The following is a 25,462-nucleotide window of genomic DNA, read 5'->3' on the forward strand; positions in this document are numbered from 1 at the left end:
GTCGCGCTCGCAAGATCATAACGATAAGCATGATATTGGGGGGAGGGAAAAGATAATGAGAGGGCGCCTAGCACGTCGGCTAATGCTGTTATCAATTCGGCCTGCCCAGACGCGTCCAATGCAGGAAGCCGGCTTAGAAGAACTCGATATTCGCTTTCAATCTGCGGTGCTCTTGCAGCGCATGATAAGTCTGGTTGTTCACAGTGGATAGGTTGCCGATGTCGTCGAACGGCATGTGGTCGGCCACTTGTTGGAGAATTTTGGCTGGCAGGTCGTGGTATGTCGCGGGTCGGCTGGCTGACGTATTAGCCAAAGCACTGCTTGGCGGCTTCAATGACGGCGGCGCTGACGCGGCGGGTTGCGGGCACGCTTCCAACGCGCAGATATAGGCCTGATGATTGTTTAACGCAGCATTTAGATCGAAGTCCATTCGCAAGTTCAGCAAGAGGTTAAACACACGCAGCACAAAGCGATGCTGCGCCGTAAGATAGCTGAAAGCGGGCGGATGAACGTAATTGTGAGCCGCAATCCCTAAATTTTTGGCGGATAACCCGTTGTCGGCTAGAGCCGCCGGATCGCCACAATCTGCTGATTTCGCTCGCCGAGTCGTTGAACAAAGCGCTCGATGTGCCGCTTGTTGTCGTGGGTGAGCGACGCCGTGCCCCGGCCCAATAACCAACAGCCTACGCGGCGAGGGCAAGGCGCCGCTCGCGGCACATACGTGCGTCGCTGCTGCGTGGGCGCACAGGCTTGTCGCCAAGGCTGAAGGGCTTGACGCACGATGCCGCAACTGCCTTCGAATCCCTGAGCTGCGATCTCCGAATATTAACTCGCCGCATTTGATAGCCTTCACGCCAGCGCTGAGCAAGATAGGCTCGATAGGGATCCAGCTTGCTGGCCGCTAGCGGGCGCTACGCCCGTTCGGGAAACTCGCCGGCATGAATCCAGTGCCGGACCGTGTGCCGGTCCGCTTGCCGACGCCTGTACTGCTGTTGTTTCGCTCGTGACGTTGTTGCCACGTGTAGCGTGTTCGATTCGATCGCCAGCGATGCGAGAGAAGCGTCCTCGTGATCGAGCGAGCGTGCAACCTCACGGATGTGCTGTTGGCAGCGGCCCAGCGCGCACAAAACAAATGATGCAGGCCTCGGCCTGGCGCAGGATCCCAATGATTTGCTCTTCGGTAAAACGTTTCTTCATTTAGCTCCATGTACAAAAATACCAAGAAGACTAACTATCCGGCTGGTTACAAGATTCCGATCAGGTCAGTTCAGCTGATGTATAACCTTCCACTGTCGACCCATTCGGACATTCGTAGGTTTTCATAACGCCACATTCGTAGATGCTACTAACACGAGGGCGACCTCAGCGCAGCGCTGACGTTCTTCAACCAGCTTCGGGAGCGCGCGCAACCTTACGCCGGCGGCTTCTGGCGCGCGCATCTGCGGCTGAGTAGCGTCCGCAGGAAGCGACTATGCGGGGCGCTCGGCGATATGTTTTGAACTACCTGCACCTTGCATTCAGTTGTAAGCTATGTCAGGATATTCATCATGCAACAATTCATCGCAGGTGTGAAATCGTAGTTTGGTAGTCTGCCGCATTGGCGAGTAAAAAACCTTGCTGATCTGCCTTGTAAACCTCGCGCCCACGTAGATCACAAATTGGGAGCAGTCCTTTGAGTACGCACCAAATTGCGGTTTTTCTGGGGCCCTCCTGCCCCCTTGACGAAGCCAGAACCCACCTGGCCGACGCCGATTACTTTCCTCCTGCCGCGCGCGGCTCCTTTTACGACATTATCAATGACGGTTATCAAATCATTGTCCTAATTGATGGGTTCTTTTACGGAAAACTATCAGTGTGGCATAAGGAGATTCTCTACGCCCTCGACTCCGGCATCGTCGTCATTGGGGCATCAAGCATGGGCGCGCTAAGAGCGGCCGAGCTTCAAGGCACCGGAATCATTGGAGCGGGCACGATCTTCGGCTGGTATCGCGACGGACTGATTGATGGCGACGACGAAGTCGCCCTGCTACACGAAAGCACTCAGGACAACTACACTGGGTTGACGATCCCGCTCGTTAATCTGCGCTGGCAACTCATGCGTGCCGTGGAGGATGGCCTGATTGACTCGCGCAGCGAAGCATTGATCATCGATCGTGCCAAGCAGATGTGCTTTACGGAAAGAACCCTCGAAGGAATACTCGAGCCGTTGCGGGACGTGATCGATATCGGGGCCGTCAAAACCACGCTTTCTAACGGAACCGACCTCAAGAAAAGCGACGCCATTCTCGCGCTCAAGCTGGCCGCTGAGCACAGGTCATCAGCGGGCGCCCCGTCTTCGCTCAGGCTGCGTGAATATGAATATGCTCACATGAACCTCGGGATCGAGTATTACACGAGCGAGCGGCTGACATCGATTAAGGCAAAAGGCAGTGCCGGCGCGATACCCCTCGCCGAATATTTGGGCAGGACAGAGGCGGATCAGATCGGCTACCGTGACCTGATCAGGGCGCGTGTCTGCCAGCGGCTGATCGTGGGGTGGGCCAGGGAACTGCATCTCGACGTCGGGAACGAGGACGATATCGGCCTCGGCGCGTCGCCTTGGAACGTACAGGTGCTCGATCTTGAGCACCGGCGCGCGACCGGCCTGACACTGATTGATATTGCTCGGGAAAGCCGCGATGCCGAGTTCAGTCGCCGCATCCAGCAGCTTTTCTGCCGCACCGCCGGTGCCAGTCAGGTCATTGCTGACATCGACAAGCGGTTGGCGGCGCAGGTCCAGGATGCGCCTATCCCATGGCGCCGCATGGTGGATCTCACCGGGGACCTTGTCTACACGATGTGTTGCCTAGGCCTCGAAAAGGGCATCGGCCCCGCGCCGCAGGAAGTGCAGCCGTGCGGCGCGCGATGGGAGGACGACGCCATTCTGACCGATGCCGAGCACATCATGGCGTATGCCGAATGGATCTATCAGGTCGGTCCGCGCCTGTTTGGCTATGTCCTCGACCCTGCGCGCGAAGTACTGTTGGCCCATCAATATTTGAATTGCCTGGATCGGCTCGACAGGAGAGCACCATGACTTTTAGTCCCGCCACATCGCACGAATATGCGCAGGGAACGCAGCGCGTTTGCGCGCCCGAAGAAACACTGCGCAGGATCCAGCCCGTTCTCGCCCGCTGCGGCATCACGCGCGTGCTGGACGTCACCCACCTCGACCGCATCGGCATCCCAACCTATAACGCAATCCGGCCCAACGGCATCATCCTGAGTATTTCTAACGGCAAGGGATGGTCCAGCGCCGCGGCGGCTGTTTCGGCAATCATGGAATCGATTGAGGTTGAGCATTCTGAGTACCCAGACACCTCGAGCTGGCGCCTGGCCACGAGCGCGACGGCCCTGCGCACGGAAGGTCTTGACCCGGTCGATCCGACCACGCTGATCCGTGACTGCTTGTGGCCCAAAGATGAATATGGCGGACTTTACTATACGCCAGAACTCGTGCTGGACTGGGTCGAGGCGGATGAACTGATCAGCGGGAATAAGGTGATGATTCCGGCAAGCACAATCTACGCCGTCCCGCCGTTCCTACAATATTTCACCAGCAACGGCCTGGCCAGCGGCAATACCTATGCGGAGGCGGTCCTTCATGCCATTTGTGAGATCGTCGAACGTGACGCGATTGCCAAGCTCATGGGCAGAACCAAGGATTCCCCGCCGTCGCGCCTGCGCCCGATCCGCCTGGACAGCTTGCCGGGGCATCTCGTCAAGCTAGCCGAACTGATCACCTCGGGCGGAATCGAGCTGTTCCTGTTGAGCATGCCGAGCGCGATCGACATTTACACATTCTGGACGATCTTTTACTGTCCCGGCGAGCCGGCATTCATCTTGAGCACGTCCGGCGGCTATGGCACCCACCCCGATCCAGTGATCGCCGCATCCAGGGCGCTTACTGAGGCGGCTCAGGCACGCTTGGCCCATATTCATGGCGCGCGCGAGGACCTGGGAATCGATCATGTCAACCGACAATTGCCCGCGTCGGAGCTGGAGCAACGATCGGCCCTGCAGGTACGAAGCTTCGACAAGTTCCGAACCATGCCGGCCTGGAGCTGGGACGAGATGTTGCAGGTCTATCCCCACCGTTGCAAGGGCCGGAACATCCAGGGCAGTCTCGATCAGGTGTTGGAGATGCTGGCTGGAGCGGGCAGCGACAAGGTCTATGTTCATGACCTGACCAAGCCCGATCTCGACCTTGCCGTGACCCGCGTCTTCATTCCCGGCATGAAGATCTGCGCAAGCATGCTGTGAAACCGGGCGCCGGCCCGACGAAGCTGTGTAAGCTGGCCGGCTTGGCAGCCCGTTCGATCACCGAGGAGAATGTGGATGCCGCCCGTCGCCGAGAGCCCCAGCGAAACGCCGTTTGGAGAATTGTTGCGGTTAGCCGAACTGCATCCGGCCTTGAGCTTGCTGCAGGTGATTGAATTGCTCGATCGCGAGCGCTGGGATATCGAAACACTTACGCCCGCGCAGCGCGCACTCTACGGGCGGATCAATGCACGCGCCGCGCTGGCCCGGTTGCACGGGTCGGTCGACGACTTCCAGTCCGGCCACGCTCTCGACGCGCCGGCCCGATCGCCGCAGTGGCTGGCGACCGGCCGTCACCTGTGCGTCAGCGGCCTGCTCGATGCGCAGACGCGCGCGCGACTGGTCGCGCAATGTGACGCGACACTGAGCGTGCCGGGGAAGCCACCGATCAGGCTGTTCAGCCACCCGGATTGCATGGACCAGGCCGAGCTTCGGTCGATCGCGAGCGCGGTGCTGGCGGCGCTGCCTGATCCACTGCCGCCAGGGACCCGCCCGACCATTCTCAAACGGCGGACCATCCTTCGCCGCACGTTCCCGCCGAGCAGACTGCCATCGCAGCCTGGCAATGCCAACAACCAGTTCTGGCACCAGGACAGCAACGCCCAGTTCAATGACTCCCCCATGCTGACGCTGTGGATTCCGCTGCAGGACCACGCTGGCGTGACCAGGCCAGGCCTGCAGATCAGCGATGCTCCGGTCGCCAATTTTTCGATCTTCCACGGCGACTCATCGCGTGACATCGGTCCCATGCTGGCACAGATGTTTCCCGCATCGCAGATTGTCTCTCCGCAGGTGGCGGCCGGCGAGTGTCTTGTCTTCAACGGCCTGACCTTCCACCGGACCCTCGCCACCCCGGCGATGGCGGAGCATCGCGATGCCCTGTTGATCCGCGTGCTCGACCAGCGAACCGCGCATCGATTTCCGGTCGCCGATCATGACCAGGATCTGCTGCCCCTTGCATGAACTTACCGTCCATGTTGTGGGCACCGGCGCGGTCGGCCTGGCCTATGGCTACCTGCTGACGGAGCATGGGCATCGCGTCTTCCATTCCAGCCTGCGCGGCCAGGTAACTCCGGCATTGCCGCTCAGCCTGCAGACCGGCACGGGCACGACGCATGGATGCTACACGCCCCGGTATTGGCACGACACACCGCAGGCATCGATACCGCATGTGCAGATCTTCGCCGTGCACGGCGCTCAGCTCGCGCCCGCGTTGCAGCTTTGCGGTGGCGCACTGGCGCCACAGGCATGTCACCTCGTGTTCTGTAGTAACCCGGACGCTGTCAACGCCGCGTGGCGACGGGTGGCGGCCGACAGCTACACACTCGTCTATCCATTGCTGTCGGCGGAGCATTGCAGTGACCAGGGGCTGCGCATTATCACAAATGGCGAAGTAGAAATCACTCTGCCACAGGGCAAGCCCATTGGCGAGCGGATAGCGCTGAAAGCGCTGCTGGAGCGCATGGGATTGACGGTATCGGGCGACGTGCCGCTGTCCCGCTTCCGAGCCCGTTACCTCCAGACCGCCGCAATCTATATTGCCCTGCTCGCCGTCAGCGTCGGAGCCATCGACCACGCCCAAGTCGATGGCGCGCTGCTGTCCGCCATCCACGACGAGCTGGCAGCGATGGCCGAGCGGCGCGACGGGGTACGCGTGGCCGACGTTCCCGGCCAGGCCCGCCATTTCGCTTCACTGGCTGCACTGATTGCCTCAGGAGAGCGCAACGGTGCGATGCTGGGCGCCACCCTCGAATACCTGGTCCGTGACGGCCGCCGCAAGCTGACCGCGCATCTGGCTGCCATTACACCGGCATGGGACGACCATCTCGCGGCACGGCCGGCGACGGCAAGCCAGCGCCTGATTTCCGCCGTCCTCGCCCTGTGCCGACCATGAGAGCGAACGCGGACCATCAACCAATGGACGTGCCATCTAATTATCGGCCTGCCGATTGCCGCTTCCAGTGATCACTCTGATATGATCGTTGATGTTGCCGAACAGTTGTGATTTCCCGGGACTGCCAACGTCATGCGTGGCAGGCTGTCATGTTGTCAAAACTGGAGGAGCCGAGATTGAATACCGTTACTGTCATTGTGCCTCCATCGATGCGCAAGTTCCTGGGCGGTCGCACACGTGTGCCTGTACAGGCCGAAACGGTACGAGGAGCGCTTGACGCACTGGCTGGCGGATCAGACACGCTGCGCGGTCATTTATTCGATCAGACCAACGCCATCAATCGTTTCGTGCGGGTGTTTGTCAACGGCCGGCAGATCCATTCGAGCGCCGAGGAACCGGTGAGCGATGGAGCCGAGGTGACGATCCTGGTTGCGCTGGCGGGAGGCTGACATGACGCTACAACAACAACGCCTGGCGCAACTGAAGGCCGAGATTACCGAGATCGATCCGCGTGAAGCGGCGCAACGCCTGGCTGCCGGTGCGATCCTGCTCGATATTCGCGATACCGACGAATGGGCGCAAGGCACGCCGGCCGCCGCCGTCCGTGTGGGCCGTTCCTTTCTCGAGCAGCAGATCGAAGGGGTGGTTGCCGATCCCGACACAGCGCTAATGATCTTATGCGGCAGTGGCGTGCGCTCGCTGTTCGTGGCCGATGCCCTGAAAAGGCTCGGCTACCGGTCGGTGGCCTCGGTCGCGGGCGGGTTCCAGGCATGGACTGAGTGTGACCTACCGGTCGAACGCCCAAAAATCCTCAGCGCCACCGAGCGGGAACGCTATGCACGTCACCTGCGCATACCCGAAGTCGGGGAAGCCGGTCAGGCCAAGCTGCTGGCGCGACGGGTAGCGCTGGTCGGCGCCGGGGGGCTGGGTTCACCAATTGCCTATTATCTTGCCGCAGCGGGCGTAGGCACGCTCGGACTGATCGATGACGATCGCATCGAACGCAGCAACCTGCAGCGGCAAATCCTCCATACCGATGCGCGCGTCGGCCAATCGAAGGCTCGCTCGGCAGCTGAAACGCTGACGGGCTTTAATCCAAATGTGGCGCTGGTCCTGCATGAGGTACGGCTGGACAGCGCGAACGCCGAGGCCATACTGGCCGATTATGATCTTGTCATCGATGGTAGCGACAACATCGCCACGCGCTATGTCGTCAACGATGCCTGCGTGAAGCACGGTATCCCCATGATTTACGGGGCGATCTTTCGCTTCGAAGGCCAGGTATCGGCATTCCATCCGGCCGGGCCAAACGGTGGGCCGTGCTATCGCTGCCTGTTCCCCGAGCCGCCGCCACGCGACTTGACTCCCTCGTGCGCTGAAGCCGGCGTGCTTGGCGTGTTACCGGGCGTGATCGGCACCCTCATGGCCACGGAGGCCCTGAAGATTCTGCTGGGCATCGGCGAGCCGCTCGTAGGACGCCTGCTCACCTACGATGCATTGAGTGAGCGCTTCGACGAATTGCGGATGGAGGCCAGCCCGGACTGCCGGTGGTGCGCGCCGCATCGCCGCGATCGCCCGACACTGAGCATCCGGGCAGTGACGGAGTGACGCATGCGGACCTCAATCCCCCCGTTGCCGGACGCGGGGCCTACGGCCGCGTCCTCGCCGCTCAGCGTGAAGCAAGCGTTCCGTTTCGCGCCAACCGATCAGGGTCACATCGACCAGCTGCTCGTCTGGGCCGAGTTGCCCATCGGGGCAAACGTGCTCGACCTGGGCGCCGGCAACGGCTGCGTCGCGGCACGGATGCGAGCGCGGCGGCCCGACTTGTCATTCTGTCTGGTCGATCAAGATCGCCGCGCGCTTGATGCCGCGGGATCTACGTGGCGCACGCATTGCGCTGATATTTGCAACATACCCGAGCCCAACGGCAGCTTCGACGCCTTGCTCTGCTGCTATGCAATGGGCTATGTGCCGACAGCGGATTTTTTCCGCGAAGCGGCAAGGGTGGCGCGGCGCGGCGCGGTGGTGTTCATCGTCGACATGGTGCCGCTTGATGGCACGCTCGACTCACTGTCGCTGTTCGGCTATGCGATTCGTGGCCGGACCAACGTTGAGTCGCATGCGGCATCGGCGGGTCTAAAGCTGGATTTCTATTTGGAACCGACAGACGATCGTAGCTGGGGAGAAGCCCAGTTCCCTGGTTATTTTCATATCTTGTTCGGTGAGGTGCGGCCGGCCATCTGGCGCTTCACACTGCCCTAGCGCAATCGCCCCTGCTGGACAGGGGCTCAGGAGAACAACGATTCAAATTCCGGAATCACGCATTTGACGACCGCGAAGGGGCGGTGTGGCGGCGAAAGCGTCCATGACAGAACATGCGAGATGCCCGCCTCGCGCGCGCGAGAGAGGACCTGTTCCAACGCCACCGGGGCGGCAGCCAGCGTGCCCTCGTCGGCTTCGCCCAAGGACGCTGGCGCGCTGCGGCAGGCGCGCAGGTGCGCATGCAGGATCTGCTCGCCCACTGGCGAGCCCGACTTCAAGCCCATGAGTTGCTCGCTGGAGAGCAACATTCCCCCCTTCATCCGCGCTGGCGGGATGTTGCCCAGCTGGCAGGCAGCACGCGTAGCCCAGCCCTGCACGGCTTCGGCAAGCGCGCGCGCCACCGCAATCGACAGGCTGTGATGTGCACCCCAGCCGAAGTGCACGTCCGACCGTCCAGCCTTCGCAGCTGTCAGGGGCGACAATGCGCACTGGATGACCGTGACCCCCAGTGTCCATCCGAGCAGAAAGAATTCGCTGCGCCAGCCAGCCTGTTCAATCTCGTCCAAGGCTTTGCGCAACGTCAACGGAATATCCTCCAGGGCGATGGACAATACTTGCCCTAGCGCCCGCAGGCTTGATGCCGCCACATGACGTTCGAGCAGCTCGTAAATGGCGTGCAGACGCGCTTCGGCCAATGAATTGCCGCTTGCCAGACCGTCAGTCGACAGGTGGAGCCTTTCACCACCCCATTGCTGGGGCAAAAAATTTTCGTCGACATAGCCATACACTTGCATCGACGTCAACAAGTCCACGCCGCCAATTACAGGACGATGTCTCTCTTTGTCATCAAGCATGCCAGCGCGTTGAGCGGCTTTTCTCGCCGCAGTATAGACAAGAGATACCGGGGCCAGGTCGCCCGTGCTCAGAACCGGCACCTGCGGCGCCTGTTCGATAGTAGATACTTCGATCGCCTCCATATAGCCGGAAGCGAGCGCGGCGTCGAAGCCGAAACCCTTGCCCAGGTTGAGATAACCCGATCTCGGATTGCCCCTGAATACTTCAATGGAGCGAATGGACGCAATGCCGGCCGGTGTATGTTCGGCATAGCCATGAATATCGTACTCGGCGAGAATGGGACCAATTGACGACAGAGTGTCGGTTGCGGCGATCAGGCGCATCGACGTCACTAGATTGGTTGGCATGGCAGCGCCATCCTTATGCTTCAGCTAAACGGCGCCGCTCAGGCACATCGGTCCAATCCCGAGCCGCGCCGGCTGCTTACTTGATGAGGGCCGCGGCCATCGGGGTACCGACAGAGACGGATTCGAGTTCTTCATCCGTCAGGTCGGTATTGCTGTTGACCAGAGCTTTGGCCAAGTCCGCCTCCGACAAGCTAATGCCTTCGGCTTGGGCGACCGAGATGATTTCACTCGAATTGGCACAGTTCTTGATTTTCTTAACAAATTCCGGATCAGACTCCAACTTGGTGCGAAACTGCTGAATTGAACTCATAATAGTTTCCTTCCAATAACTCGTTGTAAAATGACCAATACTACGCTGATATTTATAGTTGATATTGGCATAACAGGCAAGATAATGTTGTGGTCGCCTTCAACAATCTGAGCTCGCGAATAACATCGATGTCAGCGGCTCATAGCGCGCATAAAAATGCGCCCAATCGCGCCGCCTGCCGCCCATGGAAAATGCAAACATGAGTTTCCGTCCACTACCCCTCCCACTGTCTCCACCATGGCAGACGGCGCTGGCTGGCAAGACTCCGTTCCCCAATACCGACGACGATGCGTGCCGCGAGACTCTGGCGCAACTCTGTGCGGCGATCAAGGCGTCAAGCTCCAGCGCCTGGCGCTTGGAAGACGTGGCACTGTCGGCTTCGGGCCAGCAGCTTCCCTTCGTCGACCTGTGGCGACCGGCCGTGGACGCAGCGCTGGCATGGTTGCACCTTCGCGTCGATGCATCACTCGGCGCGCCGCCTGCGGCCCCGGCGGATCGGGATTTGGCCGACACATTGCTGGCGCGACTCTGCCTGCTGAGCCAGTACGCGGTTTGGGAACTGTTCAAGGCTGACTGCGGCGTGGGTATGGCGGTTTGCGCCTGTTTTGGCGCCGACGATGATCAGTCCGGGCCGCCGTCGCGTGAACGCTACCGGAGCTTCATCCAGCAGCATCGCAGCGACGGCCTAGCGAGGCTGTTGGGCGATTTCCCCGTGCTTGGGCGCCTGCTGGCGCAGACCGTCATGTTTTGGCTGGACAGCAGCGCAGAAATCCTGCTGCGGGTGCACGACGACCGCCAGGTCTTGCTGGCCGAATTCGGCATACCCGTGCATGCCCGCCTGGTCCGGATCGGCCAGGATAGCGGTGATCGCCACCGCCACGGGCGCACAGTGGCAATGCTCGGCTTTTCGGATAACAGGCAAGAGTGGAAAGTCGTGTACAAGCCGCGAGACATGGCAATCGATTTTGCATTTCAGCGCCTGCTCGGCGACCGTGACGTTATCGCTCATTTGCCTGCGCTGGCATCGCTGAAAGTGCTGCCAAGGGCTGGCTACGGGTATATGGAGGTCGCCATGCACCGCCCGTGCGCCGATGAACAGGCGCTCTCGCTGTTCTACCTGCACGCCGGCCGGTTGTGCGCCATCCTGTATGTGCTCGGTTGCACCGATGGCCATCATGAAAACCTGATCGCGAGCTCAACCAACCTGTTCCTGATCGACGCCGAAACACTGTTCGAGCCCGTGGTACGGGCGGACCTGCGGGCCGTATCACGACCGGACTCGGTGCTGCTCGGTTCCGCCTTGCAAGCACGTTTCGAGGAATCGGTCGCGCGCACCGAACTGTTTCCCGTTTGGTTATTGGTGAGCACGCAACGGCAAGCGATCGATACCAGCGCGTTTGGCGTTGCCTCATCGGCGCTCGAGTGTCGTCCAGTCAGCGGTTGGCGGAACATCAACTGTGACGCCATGACGTTCGGCACGGTCGACGTCCTCGATCAGCAGCCTGCCAGTTTACCGGTGGGGCGAGGACAAGCTAATCCCTTTGCATGCCACCTTGCGACTTTCAGCGAAGGCTTCCGGCTGCAAGGCAGCGTCATCATCAGGCAACGCGACGCCTGGCTGAAGACCGGCGGTATCCTGGACCGTTTCGCAGGCCTCACCGGGCGCGTCGTGTTACGGGCAACGCGTATCTATTCCGCAATCGGGCAGCAACAACTACAGGCCGGCGCCCTTCGCTCCGCGCATGCGCAGCGGCTCACGCTCGAGCCGCTGGCGCGACTGTTTTCGACCTCGGCTTCGCCCCTGGAGAACTGGTCGGCGCTTGCAGCTGAGCGATCTCAGATGGCGCAGCTCGACATTCCATATTTCACCCACCGCCTCGACCAGAATTGCCTACTGCTGGGAACCGGCGAACGCGCCATCGAGGGCTATTTCGAAGCGAACGGACTGGACGATTGTCGGCGCCGCCTGCAGTCATTGGACCTTGATGTTATTGAATTCCAACTGTTGGTGATCGATGGACTGGTCGCCGCAAAAACGCTCAGGGCCCATGCCGGCCCGGTCGGAGAAAGGGCGTCGCCAACGCCGCAAGCGCGGCCTTTGTCCCCGGATGAACGCCTGCACATGGTCCGGTCCGTCGCTGCTGACCTGGTTGGCCGCATCTTCGACGATCGCCCCGAGTGGCTGGGTTTCGACATGGCGCGGGACGGCCGGCGGTTTCATTTCCGCCCGCTGGGGTTGTCGCCATATAGCGGTACGCTGGGCATTGCTGCTTTCTTTGCCTGCCTTGCCGGTTCACCGCTCGCACAGTCGTCGCGATTCGGCCTCGATGTGTGGGTCAAGCGCATGATCCAACCGCTCGAGGTGCTGGCGGGGCAACCCGGCGCAGCATTGTCTCGATGGTGGCGTGACCAGCCGCTCGGTCTTGCAGGATGTGGCGGTCAGTTACTCGCGCTGATGGCCATATGTGCGACCAACATCGCACCGTCGGCAGCGAGTGCAGGGCGGGAGCTGGCGTCCAGGCTGCTGGAGGGCTTAGACGAAAGATGGCTTACCAACGCGGCGCTCGACTTGATCGAAGGCGCCACCGGCTTAGTCGGCCCACTGCTGATGCTTGATTCGGATAACGCGCTACGCATCGCAATGACCATCGGCGATCGCTTGGTACATGATGCGTGCGCCTGGTACCCGATGACGGATGCGCAGCGGGGCCTCGCTCCACATCCGCCGGGATTTGTCGCAGGGGCGTCAGGCATGATAGCCGCGCTGACGCGGTTACATCATCACACCGGCGTCAACCGGTATCGCGACTGCGCCCAACGGTTGCTGACGCATGACCGAAGCACACTGGGCATCGGCAACGACGGATGGGAGAGCAGATTTTCGATTGCCCTGAGGGGTAACGACGCCTTGCATCACAGCTGGTGCCATGGACTTGCCGGCGTGGCTCTCGGACGACTCAGCATGTTCGAAACCGAGTTGTGGGAGGCAACGGCGGAGCGCGAGCTCGACGCAATCCTCGCTTCGCTGTGCGCTGCAGCGTCGCCAGCTGATCACGTGTGTTGCGGCCAGTTCGGCGCCATCGCCGTGCTACGGATTGCCCAAGATATGTTGAGAAAAAGGGCATGTGAATCTCACGCTGAGCAGCTAGAAGCCGCGGCGGTGATGGGCATGATCCGAGATCGAAACCATTTGGCTGTGCGTTCACACGGACCAGGAAAGCATCATCTGGGACTCATGAACGGCCTCAGTGGCATTGGGCTAGTGTTAACCGACAACCGCGTTAGCCGGGCGATGTTAAAGACGCTGCTTGGGGGCGGTCTTTTAGGTTAGGAATTGTGCGTTAGAAATACTCACGTCATGCAAACAGATAGGTCAGCAACTGGACCAAGCGCAGTCGTCGCGCAGCCGGCTGTAGTAGGTATTGACGTTTTGTACGTGCGGAGCCAGACGGGGGAATAGGTGTTCGTGCAATTGCGGGGCTGTCACTGGACCTTTGCTGGGCACGAAGTCCAGCGTTTGTCTAGCACGGTCGCGTGCGACGAGGATGTACACCTGTTCGTTCGAAATCCGGCCGGATGCGGTCCTTTGTGAATAGATTGTGGTAGCGAAGCCGGCACCGAAGACGACCTGGCCGCGATCGGTAAGGACCGGCCATTACTGTCAATCAACCAGCCCCAGTGTTCCAACGTCTTCTCCGAAATCGCCGCAGCGAAAGACTTCTTCTCTTGAGAGGTTAAAGCAGCGTCTGGTTGCGCAGGGGCAGTGGCGAGCGCCTCCGGGCCGCTGAGGACCAGGACTGAATTTTTCGAGGCAAGATGTCGTGCCGCAAGCAACTGCGCTCTGGTGGACTCTAGATCGGCTATTAGCAGGTTGATGCGAGCGCGGAGGACCGGATCCGAGACGCCCTCAAGGAGTTCGTCAACCGCAGAGGACTTCGGGGTCGCACCTTTTTTCTTCCACCAGCATGATCGGCGTATGCGGCAATCAATGCGCGGTACCGTTCGCCGGTCTTGTTTCGGATGGCCGGCGCGCTCGGGCCGCCCCGGGCGTTTGCCAATTTTCCGATGGTGGCTACCGAATAGTCTGCGCTGCGGCGCTCTTCCTGCTCCTGGCAGACTTAAAAGATGATTCGCAGGGATGCGGCCGTTCTCGGATGCGCGTCCTTGCATAGTTCACCGAGCAATTGAGTGGGGTCGGTCTTTTTCATACGTTAGGCCTTTCTCCGCATATCGAGCAGTCGAATCGAACTGTAGAATGCCCCCTGCAGCAGTCGGTCCACATCTTTGGTTATGCCTAGATCATCGAGGAGAAGTTTCCCTTCGACGAGAGCCTGGGTGTCGTTACGACCGAGTCTAGCCATCAACAATTCGACGAATTGGTTCCCGACGGAGAGAGCCTCCGATTCTGTCAGAGATGCGAAGATCGTTGGTTTTCCGCTCCGCGAGAGCATTGCGTCAAGCACCCGCCCTCGCCGGAGGTTGGCGAGCACAACACTCTCATTCGGATAGACCGTCGCGCGCTGGCACACAGCGTTGTAAAACTCAATTCGCTGCACTCTGAAAGAGCAGCCTGCAGATCTTCGACTTCGCCAGCAAGTACGAGCTTCACTTGCTGCTTGCCCTCGGTCGGCGCAGTCAGCGTTGCCCTACACTTTTCGACAAGCCAATAGATAGCATGCCAGATATGGGCAATCCCGTCGCCTTCATCCAGTACCCGGTCGCGACGCTCGTATGCACGCGTAAGGCTGCCTGTATTATCGCTTGGCACCTCCACATTGAATTGACCGTCTTCAAGCCGGCAAATTTCGTTCTCCAGTTCACGTAGCCGTTCCGCCGTGGTGGTGAGCGATACCCCAACCGCATTGAACCGAGCCACGAGGCCGCCCAAGAATGCTGGTCCAGTGATGAAGAATCGACACCGCACGCAGTTTTTGCCCCGCCCAGTCCCGGGGAATAGTATGGTTTCGAAGCTGCGGAATTCTGCACCGGCCCGCCTTGATGGCACTTGCTACCACTGACGGGGCAAATTCCGAGATCTCCGATAATCCACGATTCGGGAGCGCTCGCGTCCAGCGCCGAAACCCCGCATACTCGACCATCGCCATCAGCGCGGAGGGGACCACGCCGTCGCTCCCGATCAAGTAGAGCACATGGATTCGCTTGTCCGGGAGTCCCGCACGCAGGACTGTGGTGTAAGCAACGGTGTGGTAACGCGCAGTTTCGCGGCGAAAGCTTATGGTTCCGACAAGCTCGTCGTTTTCCTCTACTCAACGCAAGCCAACATGTTCAAAGTCGCCTCAGCCGACGCGGACGTCTCAACTTTTAAATCGAGCGGCACAAGTCTGGCAAACCGGATTTCAGCCATGATCATTTTCCCTTAAAAGGCTTCTTATTTTCGGGTGGCAGGCTCCGCTACGCTACGCCTGCAAAACCAATTCTTTACCTTGCTAGGTAAAAATATTATATATTTTTAATATGCACTAGCATCACCCAAAAATGCAAGGCCCAAAAAATGGAGCATTGAAGCCCCGCTTCTTCTAATTTGCTGGCTTTTATTACGCTGCGTTCACTATCAAATAGCTTGGCATGCCCAAGGAGCAACTGAACGGTCTCGATCGAATGGCCCTGAGCCGCCAGTAGTCTGCTCACCCGTGACAGGTCCGTTGCCCGGCGTATCGACGAGGGCCGCGCGCCGGCACGGTCAAGCTGCCTCATGCCGGAGCGGAATTATCGTCGGACGCGACTTCACGACCGCGACCGGTTTGACACGGGGACCAGTGGAAACGGGACTTGCAACCCCGCACGGATACACCGAGTCGATTGCAGCCAGCACATCGGACACGGCGGGCGGGCGCCCTTCGTCCCCGATTGAGATGGCGCGACCCGGTATGTCGATGCCGAAATGCGAACGCGAAGTCGCGGTAAAGATCATCACGGTCGGCTTGTCGAGTGCATAGGCAAGATGCGAGAATCCGGTGTCCATGCCGACCACGAGTTCCGATGCTTCGATGAACTGCGCACACTTTGTCACCGTGAGCTTGGGCAATACCTGAGCTTGCGGCACACCCGCGGCGATCCGACATGCTTCGTCGTGCTCCCGTTCCGAGCCCCATGGCAGTAGGACCTGCAGGCCTCGCGCAGCCAAGGCCCGGGCCACGTCGATCCAATGCCCAACCGGCCACTTTTTTACATCAGTTGAGGTCGCGTGGAACAACATGGCGCGCCGCCCCGAATCGCCGATCGCCGACAGCGGCAACGCTGGCGGCAGCTTCAGGCCGAAATGCGGGCGCCCTTCGACCGCATAGCCGAGTGCATCGCCGACACTGCGGCGCATTGCATACCACGCGTTCAACGAATTCCGCCGGTCAAACCGGTCGGTATACGCGAATGCTGCACCTGCCTCGCCGAGGTTCTCGCGGCAGTAGCCATAACGCCGTCGCGACCGGGCGATGAATGCAATGATCGCGCTTTTGTAGACGCCATGAATATCGAGCACCAGATCATAGCGCTCGCTGCGCAACGTGCGGATCGACGCGATGATGGCGCGCAGGTCGTCCAGATTACGCGCTTTCTTGAAACGCCGCAGCGGCGCGCACAACACGCGGTCAACGCCCGGATTCCAGCGGACCACGTCGGCAAACGCCTCGTCCGCCGCCCAATCGATCCGGGCTTCAGGAAAGGCGCGCCGCAGGTCCCACACAACGGGCTGCGCCTGCACAATGTCGCCAAGCGACGTGACTTTGACCACGAGAATGCGTTTCATTGGTTATTGTAAGCAAGGCCCTTGTTGTTGCTGGAAATAGACGCGGCAGGCTTGGCGCCGCCAGCCTCTATTGTGCCTGTGCACATTGCCATGAAACGCTGCTCTGCCCTGTAGGTGGCTATCCAGTAGTCACGTAAAGTAAAAAAGTCGCCGTACAAACACGCGCTGGTAACGCGCCGTCACATGGCGTTTTGACGGCCGGCGCAAGCGCCAACCACGTTCGCATTTTACTGCGTGACTGGAAACGACGTTGGCGGACCCGTCGCGTGCTCACTATGCAGGATCGCGCTGCAGCCAGACACGCAAATTGTTACGCACCGCCATCCATTCGAATTCCCAAATCGAAAGCACTACCGTGTCGCGATAGCTGCCGTCAGCCGCGAGCGGGTGATTGCGCAAGTTGCCGTCCCGCTTCGTACCCCTTCGTACCCAATTGTAGGATCGCCGACCGCGCCGCGGTGTTCATGTAACGAGTGCGGAATTCGACCGCAATCGCATCAAGCCGCTCGAACGCATGGGTGAGCAACAGCAGCTTCGCTTCCGTATTCACCGCGGTGCGCTGATACCGCTTCACCGGGGCACGCAGACCACATCGCATACCACGTTGCACCGATTTCAGACGTCGGTGCAGCCTCTTGACGCCCATCACTCCCATAGCCGGCAGTCGGTGACGGCCTCCTCCAATGCGTCGCCGTGGTCGAGGCTGAGCAACTTGAGCACGATCGCCTGTCCGCTTAACGTCACGGGCTGAATCTAGGGTTCCATTGCGATTTTCGTGAGCCGGTCAGGCGCCGTATGTGAATCTACCGCTAGAATGGCCATGCACCCGTCCAGCCATCGCGCAGGCGGCTTACCGCGAAAGGATTTCATGCGACGCTATAGTTTTCTAATCCGGATCATCACGATTGGTATTTTGATGCATCTCTACGTCGGCGTGCGCTTGGTGCCGGTACTGCCAGGCGGCCCCGCCGTGCGCGACGCGGCAGTCGCGTGCCTGGGACTGTCCATCATATTGATTCTATTCGGGATGCTGGCGCAGGCAATCGAACGACAGCCGCTTTCCGACTGGCTTGCGTGGGCGGGCATGCTGGCGATGGGATTCTTCTCGTCATTGCTTGTGCTCACGTTCGCGCGCGACGTTGCATTGCTCTTCGTGCATGTGCTCGATGCCGCGCTCGCCGCGCACTGGCCGCTTGAGCAATGGCAGCGTAATTCGGCACCCGTCGTGCCCGCGCTTGCGCTGCTAGCCTCGCTCGCGGGCTTCGTCAATGCACGCCGGCGCGCAGGCGTGGTAACTGTCGAGGTCCCGATCGACGGGCTGCCGGACGCATTGGACGGCTTCACCATTGCGCAGATCAGCGACATCCATGTCGGGCCGACGATTAAACGCGGCTATGTCGAGGCGATCGTCGAGGCGGTCAATGCACTGCGGCCGGACTTGATCGCGATCACCGGAGATATCGTCGATGGCCGCGTCGAGCAACTGGCGCCCCATACCCGGCCGCTGGGGCAGCTACAAGCGCGGCACGGCGTATTCCTGGTCACCGGTAATCACGAATACTACTGCGGTGCGCACGCGTGGATCGACGAATTCGAGCGGCTTGGCCTAACCGTGCTGATGAACCAACACGTGGTCATCGGCCACGGTACGGCGTGCGTCGTAGTGGCCGGCGTCACGGACTATTCGGCGGGTCACTTCGACGCCGCGCATGCCAGCGATCCGGCCGGTGCGCTACGCGGGGCACCGCCGCATGCCGCCGTGAGGATCCTGCTGGCCCACCAGCCGCGTACCGCATCGGCAGCCGTGCAAGCAGGCTACACGCTGCAGTTATCTGGGCACACGCATGGCGGCCAGTTCTTCCCGTGGAATTTCTTCGTGCGGCTGCAACAGCCGTTCACCGCTGGCCTGCACCGGCTATCGCAGCTATGGGTCTACACGAGTCGCGGCACCGGGTATTGGGGGCCGCCAAAGCGCATTGGCGCACCATCAGAGATTACGCTGGTGCGGCTGGTCCCGGCACGTGCCGGCTCGCGCGTTCCCGCCCCGCCCAGCTCGAGCGTCGTCCGTGCGGCACGCCCGCCGTCACCACGGTCACATTGACTGGCCGAGCAGGCACGATTCCCGCAACAGTTATTTTCGCCATAGGGCGTTCGACGCGCTCGGGCAAACGGCGCATCTAGGCCGTTGCTGGCAGGGCAACGCACCAATCATTCCATCGCTGCGCCGGTAAGCGTGTAGCATGGAAGTATGAGGTAGCGTGGGCATATGCTGGTCGCATGCGTGGCAGCGATCAAAAACGGCAGTATTTGGGATGGAGGCTTGTAGCAGGATGGACATCCTCGAACTTGCAAAACAGTCCGGCTTTTTCGTGACGCTCGACGGGAAGATCGGGCGTGAACAGTATCAAAGCGTGCACGGCTCGGTCACCGCCCTGGAGCGTTTCGCGGAAGCGGTGCGCACTGAAGCGGATCATGATCGGCACGAAAAATGCGCAGTGACGCCCCAACCGGGGACACGCCAAACCGGATGACGCGGCGCACAACGGCCCGGCCGCGGAGCGTAAAGGCGCGGATCCGCGGATCGCGGTGACGGCCACGCGCGTCAACGATGGACGCGCCACAGACCCCGGCCACCACGCCGCTCATTTGGGTGTCCAAGCTGTTGCCGCGATATGCGGTGGCCGGCCTCCCAGACAGGGGGACCGGCACGCATGGATGCGTTGAGCTGAGCGGCCTAGCCGACCGCGCAGCACGGCGCGCCGCCGAGCCGTCAAGCGCGGCTGCACCGGCAGGCGCCGGCACCGGGTTCTCTTTATATTGATCGCGCACTGGCGTCCTCGGACGCTCAGCCGGGCGGAAGGCGGCTCCGTTCTATCCCTGGAGCACGCAAACCACCGCCGCCAGCACACCGCCGATCAACGAGCCAGCGACCGGCACCCACGCGTAGCCCCAGTCACTGTCGCGCTTGCCCGGTATGGGCAGCAGTGCATGCATAATCCGCGGGCTCAGGTCCCGCGCCGGGTTCATCGCATAGCCGGTCGTGCCGCCAAGCGACACACCGATGCCCAACACCAGCAATGCAACCGGCAGCGCGTTGATCGCGCCCAGGCCCACAGACGGCGCAGCCATGTGCAGCACTGCGTACACGAGTACGAACGTGGCGACAATCTCTGACGTGAGGTTGCCCAGCGTATTGCGAATCGCCGGGCCCGTGCAGAACACCGCGAGCTTTGTGTCCGGGCAATCCGTCGACTCGAAATGCTTACGATAGACAAGCCAGACCAGGAACGCGCCAACCATGCCGCCGAGCATTTGCACAGCCACATAGGCCGGCACCTTGGCCCACGCGAACTTGCCAGCGACGGCGAGCGCCACAGACACGGCCGGGTTCAGGTGCGCACCGCTGTAGGCGGCCGAACAGACGATGCCCACGAATACAGCCATTGCCCAGCCTATCGCGATCACGATCAGCCCGCTATTGTGGCCCTTCGTGCGCGCCAGGATCACATTGGCGACGACGCCGTCGCCGAGCAATACCAACAGGGCAGTTCCGATAAATTCTGCGATCAACGCATGGGTCATGATAATCTCCGTTGTCGTTGATCAGGCCGCCGCCCACATCATCGCGGCGGATACCGCGCGCTGCCAACCTGCCCTGTGCCGCGCCGTCTCCTCCGACTCCAGCGCCGGTGTGAAGCGCCTGTCCAGCTGCCACTGGTCGCAGACCTCAGCGATGCCGTCCCAGTATCCAGTCGCCAGCCCTGCAAGGTAGGCGGCGCCCAGCGCGGTGGTCTCCGTCACGCGCGGGCGCACCACGTCCACGCCGAGGATGTCCGCCTGAAATTGCATCAGCAGATTGTTCTCGACCGCGCCACCATCGACGCGCAGCTCGGTGATCGGCTGGCCTGCATCGGCCTCCATTGCCTTGAGCACGTCAAACGATTGATGGGCAATGCTGTCCAGCGCGGCGCGGGCAATGTGCGCAGCCGTGGTACCCCGCGTGGCGCCGAACAATGTGCCGCGTGCGTGCGGATTCCAATGCGGCGCGCCCAGGCCCGCGAAGGCCGGCACTAGGAACACGCCATCGCTGTGCGGCACGGAGGCGGCCAACGCCTCGATATCGGCCGCCTGCTTGATGATTCCCAGCCCGTCGCGCAGCCATTGCACCACGGCGCCGCCGATGAAAATGCTGCCCTCCAGCGCATAGGTGGTCTTGCCGTCGATTTGCCAGGCAATCGTCGTCACGAGGTTGTTGCGCGACTCAATCGGCTTGTCGCCGGTGTTCATCACCAGGAAGCAGCCCGTGCCATACGTATTCTTGACCATGCCGGGCGTGATGCACATTTGCCCGAACAGCGCGGCATGCTGATCGCCCGCCACGCCGGCGATCGGAATCCGCGACGCAAACACGGTGGTCTTCGTCGCGTCGTACAGCCCCGAGGACGGTTTGACCTGCGGCATCATGCTACGCGGAATATCCAGTTCGGCGAGTAATTCGTCGTCCCAGTCCAGCGTATGGATATTGAACAGCATCGTGCGGGACGCATTGGTCACGTCCGTCGCGTGCGTATTGTGACGCGTGAAATTCCAAATCAGCCAGCTATCAACCGTGCCAAACGCGAGTTTGCCCTGCTTAGCACGCTCGCGCGCGCCGGCGACGTTGTCTAGGATCCAGCGGATCTTCGTCGCGGAGAAATAAGCATCGATCGGCAAGCCGGTCTTCGCGCGAACCGTGCCCTCAAGCCCACGTTCCTTGAGCTCAGCACAAAAATCGGCGGTGCGCCGGTCCTGCCAGACGATAGCGTTATAAATCGGCAGCCCGGTATCACGATCCCATACGATTGTCGTCTCACGTTGATTCGTGATCCCCAATGCGTGGATCGACCCGCCGTTCAGCCCCGCGCGCACGACGGCTTCAGCGGCAACGCCCGCCTGGGTCGACCAGATTTCCTGCGGATTGTGCTCAACCCAGCCAGGTTGAGGGTAGATCTGGCGGAATTCCTTTTGAGCAGTCGATACGATATTGCCCCCGCGGTCGAACACGATCGCGCGCGAGCTGGTGGTGCCCTGGTCCAGCGCCAGGACGTACTTGCCTTCCATGACTGTCTCCGTCGGTTTGGCCGTTATTGAATGCTGCACCGTCTACACAGTGCAGTGCCGCGCGAGGCGAGGCAGTCCGGCCATCAATGTTCGTTTTTGAACATTCAGTCCCGTCATTACGCCCACTACATCGCTGCGCGAAATTTAATGTTCTAAATCGCAAATGTAAAGTCTGTTTTCGAACATATTAGGGAAAACCCTTGGTTGACAACGCCTAATTTAGATTAAAGTGTCAATTCTATCTGGAAACGCACGTGCATACCGTGCATGCGGCGTGACATGCCTCACTGGCGCACATCTCATCGCACCGCGTCCGATATCGGGATGCGGTGCCAACGTTCAGGCTGCTATCATCCGGCTGCGCTCGTGCAACGGCACGCCGTGCAGTTGATCAAGCTTTTCCCGCAGCACGCGGCCGATTTCCGCCGACGGGCCCGGCCGGTCCATATCGTCGTGCGTGCACGCGATGTCATGGGTCTCGATCTTCCCCAGCACATAGGGGCGCCAGGCGTCCGGCGCGATGAGCGCCGAGGATCCGCCGCCCCGTCGGCCGCCCCAGGGTCCCCCCTCGTACCGCGCCAGCGACCTGATATAACTTGCATCCAGTTCTGGCTGGAAACTGTCGCCCCGCCAGCGATGGTCAGACATGCTGTCCAGCACGGCCAACAGCGCGATGCGCTCCCCCTGCTGCTCGAGCTGCGTCGCCATGCTGTGCGCGATATTGCCGCCCAGTGACCATCCCAGCAAGTAGTATGGCCCGTCTGGCTGGATGCGCCGCATCTGCTGGATGTAGTCGAGCGCCATCGCGTCGATGCTCGTGGCCAACAACGAAGGATCGTCGAAGCCCCGGGCCTGGATGCCATAGACCGGCTGCTCGGGCGGCAGGTGTGAAGCCAGGTTCCGGTAGTGCCAACTGAGCCCGCTGACAGGATGGATGCAAAAAAGCGGGGCACGCTTAGCCGGCACCCGAATCGGCACCAGCACTGGGAAGGACTCATGCGGCGCGGCCGAGGGCGCAAGCATGGCCTTGCTCAGCGCCGCGATGCTCGGCCGGCTGAATAGCTCATGCACCGGGATGGTCACGCCCAACGTGGCACGACAACGTTGCGTCATTTGCAGAGCCAGCAACGAATGCCCGCCGAGTGCGAAGAAATCATCGTGACGCCCGATACGCCGCATGCCGAGCAATTCAGCCCATAGGGCGGCGAGCGCAGCTTCAAAATCGCCCTGGGGCGCCTCATAATTCTGCAGCACAAAAGCGTCGCTGTCGGGCGCCAGCAACGCCCGGCGGTCGATTTTGCCGTTCGACGTAAGGGCAAACGCGTCGAGCCTCAAAAATGCGCTTGGCACCATATAGTCCAGCAACGCGCCTGCCACATGCGCGCGCAGGCACCACGCTGCGCACGACCGACAGTGCGGTCAACCACGAGCATTTCGGCTCATCCTCGGCCACGCATGACCGGGTGGGCAGTTGTCCCCAACTGCGCGCAGTCACGCTCACGGCCATCCCTACTCACCTGGTGCGCGATACGGAATTTGGCTCTTACGACATCAATGAAATGGTCTCGGCGCGTCAACTTATCCCGCGTGTGCCGGACCACTCCATTACCGTGTTAGACAAAGGATTTCTGGCAGCCTAGTTGCTGTGCAACCTGGTCTCGGGCGCAAAGAACCAGCATTTCATCATGCCAGGCAAGTCTAATACGCGTTGGGAGGTGCTCAGCGGCGAGCCCGGCGATCAGATAGTGCGCATGCGCGTGGTCGACAGCGGGTATGACTCACCTCCTGAGTGATCGACAGCGTTTCAAAGCAGCAGACATCGTCTGCTGCTACGAACGTCGCTGGCAGATTGAGACCAGCTACCGTGAATGGAAACCGCCGATGCTGGGTAGGGAGTTGACCCTTCGCAGTCAGACCGTCGAGGGCGCCTACCAGGAGTTCTGGGGCACTCTGATTGCCTACAACCTGATTCGTCTCGAGATGGCCAAGGCTGCGCTCCAGGCCCGGCATGCTCCCGAGGCACTGAGCTTCGTGCGCGCATTGCATACAATCCAATACGAAATGACATGGGCGGCGGTAACGCCGCTCGTACAGCAAACTCCCAGCGCTGCTCGCTCGCCTGCGCGAACGGCTCAAGCAGCTTCCCAACGAAAAACGGCCCGGGCGCAGTTGCGCTCGGGCCGTCAAGTCCAGACCTTTCCGCTACACCGTTCGATACCTGACTCGAGGACCTTAACTGAACGGCATTACGCCCGCAGGCCGGTATTCTCCAAACGCTTGCCACAAACGAGCGCTAATTGGTTCTCGTTTAGACACCCTTGACACGCGAGGCGGAGCTGACACGGCCATGCGTCCACGAGACAAGTTGACTGAATCAATACCTTAACTCGACGCATAGATTCGTGCTTTACTCTTGGCCAAATACGCCTGACGTTCGGCTTCACCAAGATACACATCTGTCCCGCCACACCGTTTCAGCTTCCGCGCCTTGCTGCATCAGCCTTGGCAAATTGTTTAGGGGTAGATAATTAATCATATTAGCGCTTCCTCTTTATTGTCGTTTTTTTGTTCTCCCTGTAGCATATTCAGCTTCTGGCGCAAAATGCGACCAATATGTGCAGTAGGCACGGGCAACTCCATGTCGTAATGTTGGCAAGCGATATCGTGAACTTCGATATTGCCTAACACGTAAGGCTGCCATACCTCCGGCGAAATAATTTGAGTCCAGGCATTTGGGGCCACTGCTGCCCTAAAAAACAACATGTCACCACCATAAATACGTGGCGAAAAACGTTGAACAAGCTGAACATTATTTTCAAACACTGCACGGGTTTTATCCCACAAATAATGGCTGGCTTCCGCCAAACTGCCTACAGCGTGACGTACAAACAGATGGTAAAAATCGTCTTCGGCGAGCTCCGGCTTGTTATCCAGCTGCACATGACCCGGCGTAGCATCAAGCACCGCTAATAACGCGACCCGTTCGCCCTGTTGTTCAAGCTGCGTTGCCATGCTATGGACAACTTTGCCGCCAAATGACCAACCTAGCAGATAGTAAGGCCCATGCGGCTGAATACAGCGGATTTGCTGAACATAGTCCAGAGCCATCGCCTCGATCGTGAGAGCGGGCGACGAGCCACCGTCAAGTCCACGAGCTTGTAAGCCATAGACCGGTTGATCTGCCTCCAAATGGCTCACCAGGCCCCGATAGTGCCAACTTAACCCAGTCACAGGATGGACACAGAAAAGCGCAGGTCGAGCACCATGAGGTTGAATCGGCAGTAGCACAGCAAAGGACTCGTCCCGCACGTTCTCTTGTGCCGATACACGCTGCGCTAGCGCGGCAAGGGTCGGTGCTTCAAACAGGACGGGCATCGGAATGGAGATACCCAAAGCGGTGCGACTCCGGCTAATCATCTGCACCGCGAGCAGCGAATGTCCCCCCAGTGCGAAGAAATTATCGTGTCGGCTCACTTGCTCCACACCGAGCAATTCGGACCAAATTTGAGCCAGCGTGGTCTCGAGCTCGCCCTGCGGTACTTCATACGCCTGGTGCGCAAACGCGTCAGCGC

20 protein-coding genes and 3 pseudogenes are annotated in these 25,462 nt (G+C 60.4%); 12 read left to right on the forward strand and 11 right to left on the reverse strand.

Annotated features, from left to right (window positions below; genetic code table 11):
- Positions 1–133: 133 nt before the first annotated feature.
- Positions 134–430, reverse strand: a complete 297-nt coding sequence (locus tag KPG66_RS15415; protein WP_237071363.1) for an F-box protein — start codon at positions 428–430, stop codon at positions 134–136.
- Positions 431–1,672: 1,242 nt separating this feature from the next.
- On the opposite strand from KPG66_RS15415, the gene KPG66_RS15420 reads away from it, so the two are divergent.
- From KPG66_RS15420 to KPG66_RS15450, 7 genes are all read left to right on the forward strand, one after another.
- The gene (locus KPG66_RS15420; RefSeq protein WP_237071364.1) at positions 1,673–3,076 is read left to right on the forward strand and encodes a TfuA-like protein; all 1,404 of its coding nucleotides are present in this window, start codon (positions 1,673–1,675) and stop codon (positions 3,074–3,076) included.
- Complete coding sequence (locus KPG66_RS15425; protein WP_237071365.1) at positions 3,073–4,302, forward strand: YcaO-like family protein; 1,230 nt, start codon at positions 3,073–3,075, stop codon at positions 4,300–4,302. The genes KPG66_RS15420 and KPG66_RS15425 overlap by 4 nt, the downstream gene beginning before the upstream one ends.
- A 75-nt stretch (positions 4,303–4,377) precedes the next feature.
- Positions 4,378–5,322 (forward strand): hypothetical protein, encoded by a 945-nt coding sequence (locus tag KPG66_RS15430; RefSeq protein ID WP_237071366.1) that lies wholly within the window; start codon positions 4,378–4,380, stop codon positions 5,320–5,322.
- 16 nt (positions 5,323–5,338) lie between these two features.
- Positions 5,339–6,253, forward strand: a complete 915-nt coding sequence (locus KPG66_RS15435; RefSeq protein ID WP_237071367.1) for a hypothetical protein — start codon at positions 5,339–5,341, stop codon at positions 6,251–6,253.
- Between the two features lie 176 nt (positions 6,254–6,429).
- Positions 6,430–6,702 (forward strand): MoaD/ThiS family protein, encoded by a 273-nt coding sequence (locus KPG66_RS15440; protein WP_157864550.1) that lies wholly within the window; start codon positions 6,430–6,432, stop codon positions 6,700–6,702.
- A gap of 1 nt (position 6,703) precedes the next feature.
- Positions 6,704–7,861 carry a molybdopterin-synthase adenylyltransferase MoeB gene (moeB, locus tag KPG66_RS15445; RefSeq protein WP_237071368.1) on the forward strand — a complete coding sequence of 386 codons (1,158 nt, stop codon included), beginning with the start codon at positions 6,704–6,706 and terminating at the stop codon, positions 7,859–7,861.
- Between the two features lie 3 nt (positions 7,862–7,864).
- Positions 7,865–8,515 carry a class I SAM-dependent methyltransferase gene (locus KPG66_RS15450; protein WP_237071369.1) on the forward strand — a complete coding sequence of 217 codons (651 nt, stop codon included), beginning with the start codon at positions 7,865–7,867 and terminating at the stop codon, positions 8,513–8,515.
- Between the two features lie 26 nt (positions 8,516–8,541).
- Here KPG66_RS15450 and KPG66_RS15455 read toward each other — a convergent pair whose 3' ends face one another.
- Entirely contained in the window at positions 8,542–9,693 is a 1,152-nt protein-coding gene (locus tag KPG66_RS15455; protein WP_237071370.1) for a YcaO-like family protein, read from the reverse strand.
- 100 nt (positions 9,694–9,793) lie between these two features.
- Positions 9,794–10,027 (reverse strand): Nif11-like leader peptide family RiPP precursor, encoded by a 234-nt coding sequence (locus KPG66_RS15460; RefSeq protein WP_237071371.1) that lies wholly within the window; start codon positions 10,025–10,027, stop codon positions 9,794–9,796.
- Positions 10,028–10,226: 199 nt separating this feature from the next.
- On the opposite strand from KPG66_RS15460, the gene KPG66_RS15465 reads away from it, so the two are divergent.
- Positions 10,227–13,358, forward strand: a complete 3,132-nt coding sequence (locus KPG66_RS15465; protein WP_237071372.1) for a type 2 lanthipeptide synthetase LanM family protein — start codon at positions 10,227–10,229, stop codon at positions 13,356–13,358.
- Between the two features lie 69 nt (positions 13,359–13,427).
- Here KPG66_RS15465 and KPG66_RS18110 read toward each other — a convergent pair.
- Positions 13,428–13,595, reverse strand: a pseudogene (locus KPG66_RS18110) (gamma-mobile-trio protein GmtX); the annotation flags it as partial.
- Between the two features lie 137 nt (positions 13,596–13,732).
- Positions 13,733–14,085: pseudogene (gene gmtX, locus KPG66_RS18115) on the reverse strand (gamma-mobile-trio protein GmtX); the annotation flags it as partial.
- A 1,092-nt stretch (positions 14,086–15,177) separates the two neighbouring features.
- Here gmtX and KPG66_RS15470 point away from each other — a divergent pair.
- Positions 15,178–15,408, forward strand: a complete 231-nt coding sequence (locus KPG66_RS15470; protein ID WP_237071373.1) for a hypothetical protein — start codon at positions 15,178–15,180, stop codon at positions 15,406–15,408.
- Between the two features lie 320 nt (positions 15,409–15,728).
- On the opposite strand, the gene waaC is transcribed toward KPG66_RS15470, so the two are convergent.
- Positions 15,729–16,790: a lipopolysaccharide heptosyltransferase I gene (gene waaC / locus KPG66_RS15475; protein WP_237071374.1), complete on the reverse strand. Its 1,062-nt coding sequence runs from the start codon at positions 16,788–16,790 to the stop codon at positions 15,729–15,731.
- 373 nt (positions 16,791–17,163) lie between these two features.
- The gene (locus KPG66_RS15480; protein ID WP_442929455.1) at positions 17,164–17,388 is read right to left on the reverse strand and encodes a hypothetical protein; all 225 of its coding nucleotides are present in this window, start codon (positions 17,386–17,388) and stop codon (positions 17,164–17,166) included.
- A 270-nt stretch (positions 17,389–17,658) separates the two neighbouring features.
- Here KPG66_RS15480 and KPG66_RS15485 point away from each other — a divergent pair, with 270 nt between their 5' ends.
- The gene (locus tag KPG66_RS15485; RefSeq protein WP_237071375.1) at positions 17,659–18,891 is read left to right on the forward strand and encodes a metallophosphoesterase; all 1,233 of its coding nucleotides are present in this window, start codon (positions 17,659–17,661) and stop codon (positions 18,889–18,891) included.
- Between the two features lie 229 nt (positions 18,892–19,120).
- Positions 19,121–19,321, forward strand: coding sequence for a hypothetical protein (locus KPG66_RS15490; protein WP_237071376.1), 201 nt, complete (start codon positions 19,121–19,123; stop codon positions 19,319–19,321).
- A 340-nt stretch (positions 19,322–19,661) separates the two neighbouring features.
- Here the strand turns inward: KPG66_RS15490 and KPG66_RS15495 are convergent, their stop codons facing one another.
- The 3 genes from KPG66_RS15495 to KPG66_RS15505 all read right to left on the reverse strand — a co-directional run bounded on the left by KPG66_RS15495 (position 19,662) and on the right by KPG66_RS15505 (position 23,267).
- Complete coding sequence (locus tag KPG66_RS15495) at positions 19,662–20,372, reverse strand: MIP/aquaporin family protein (RefSeq protein WP_237071377.1); 711 nt, start codon at positions 20,370–20,372, stop codon at positions 19,662–19,664.
- A 21-nt stretch (positions 20,373–20,393) separates the two neighbouring features.
- On the reverse strand, positions 20,394–21,890 hold the full coding sequence (gene glpK / locus KPG66_RS15500) for a glycerol kinase GlpK (RefSeq protein WP_237071378.1): 1,497 nt from the start codon (positions 21,888–21,890) through the stop codon (positions 20,394–20,396).
- A gap of 339 nt (positions 21,891–22,229) precedes the next feature.
- On the reverse strand, positions 22,230–23,267 hold the full coding sequence (locus KPG66_RS15505) for an alpha/beta fold hydrolase (RefSeq protein ID WP_237071379.1): 1,038 nt from the start codon (positions 23,265–23,267) through the stop codon (positions 22,230–22,232).
- A gap of 2 nt (positions 23,268–23,269) precedes the next feature.
- On the opposite strand from KPG66_RS15505, the pseudogene KPG66_RS15510 reads away from it, so the two are divergent.
- Positions 23,270–24,126: pseudogene (locus KPG66_RS15510) on the forward strand (transposase); the annotation flags it as partial.
- Between the two features lie 296 nt (positions 24,127–24,422).
- Here the strand turns inward: KPG66_RS15510 and KPG66_RS15515 are convergent.
- A partial coding sequence (locus KPG66_RS15515; RefSeq protein ID WP_237071380.1) for an alpha/beta fold hydrolase occupies positions 24,423–25,462 on the reverse strand: 1,040 nt, incomplete at its 5' end.

This window comes from Mycetohabitans sp. B2, assembly GCF_021733735.1.
Lineage (GTDB): Bacteria > Pseudomonadota > Gammaproteobacteria > Burkholderiales > Burkholderiaceae > Mycetohabitans > Mycetohabitans rhizoxinica.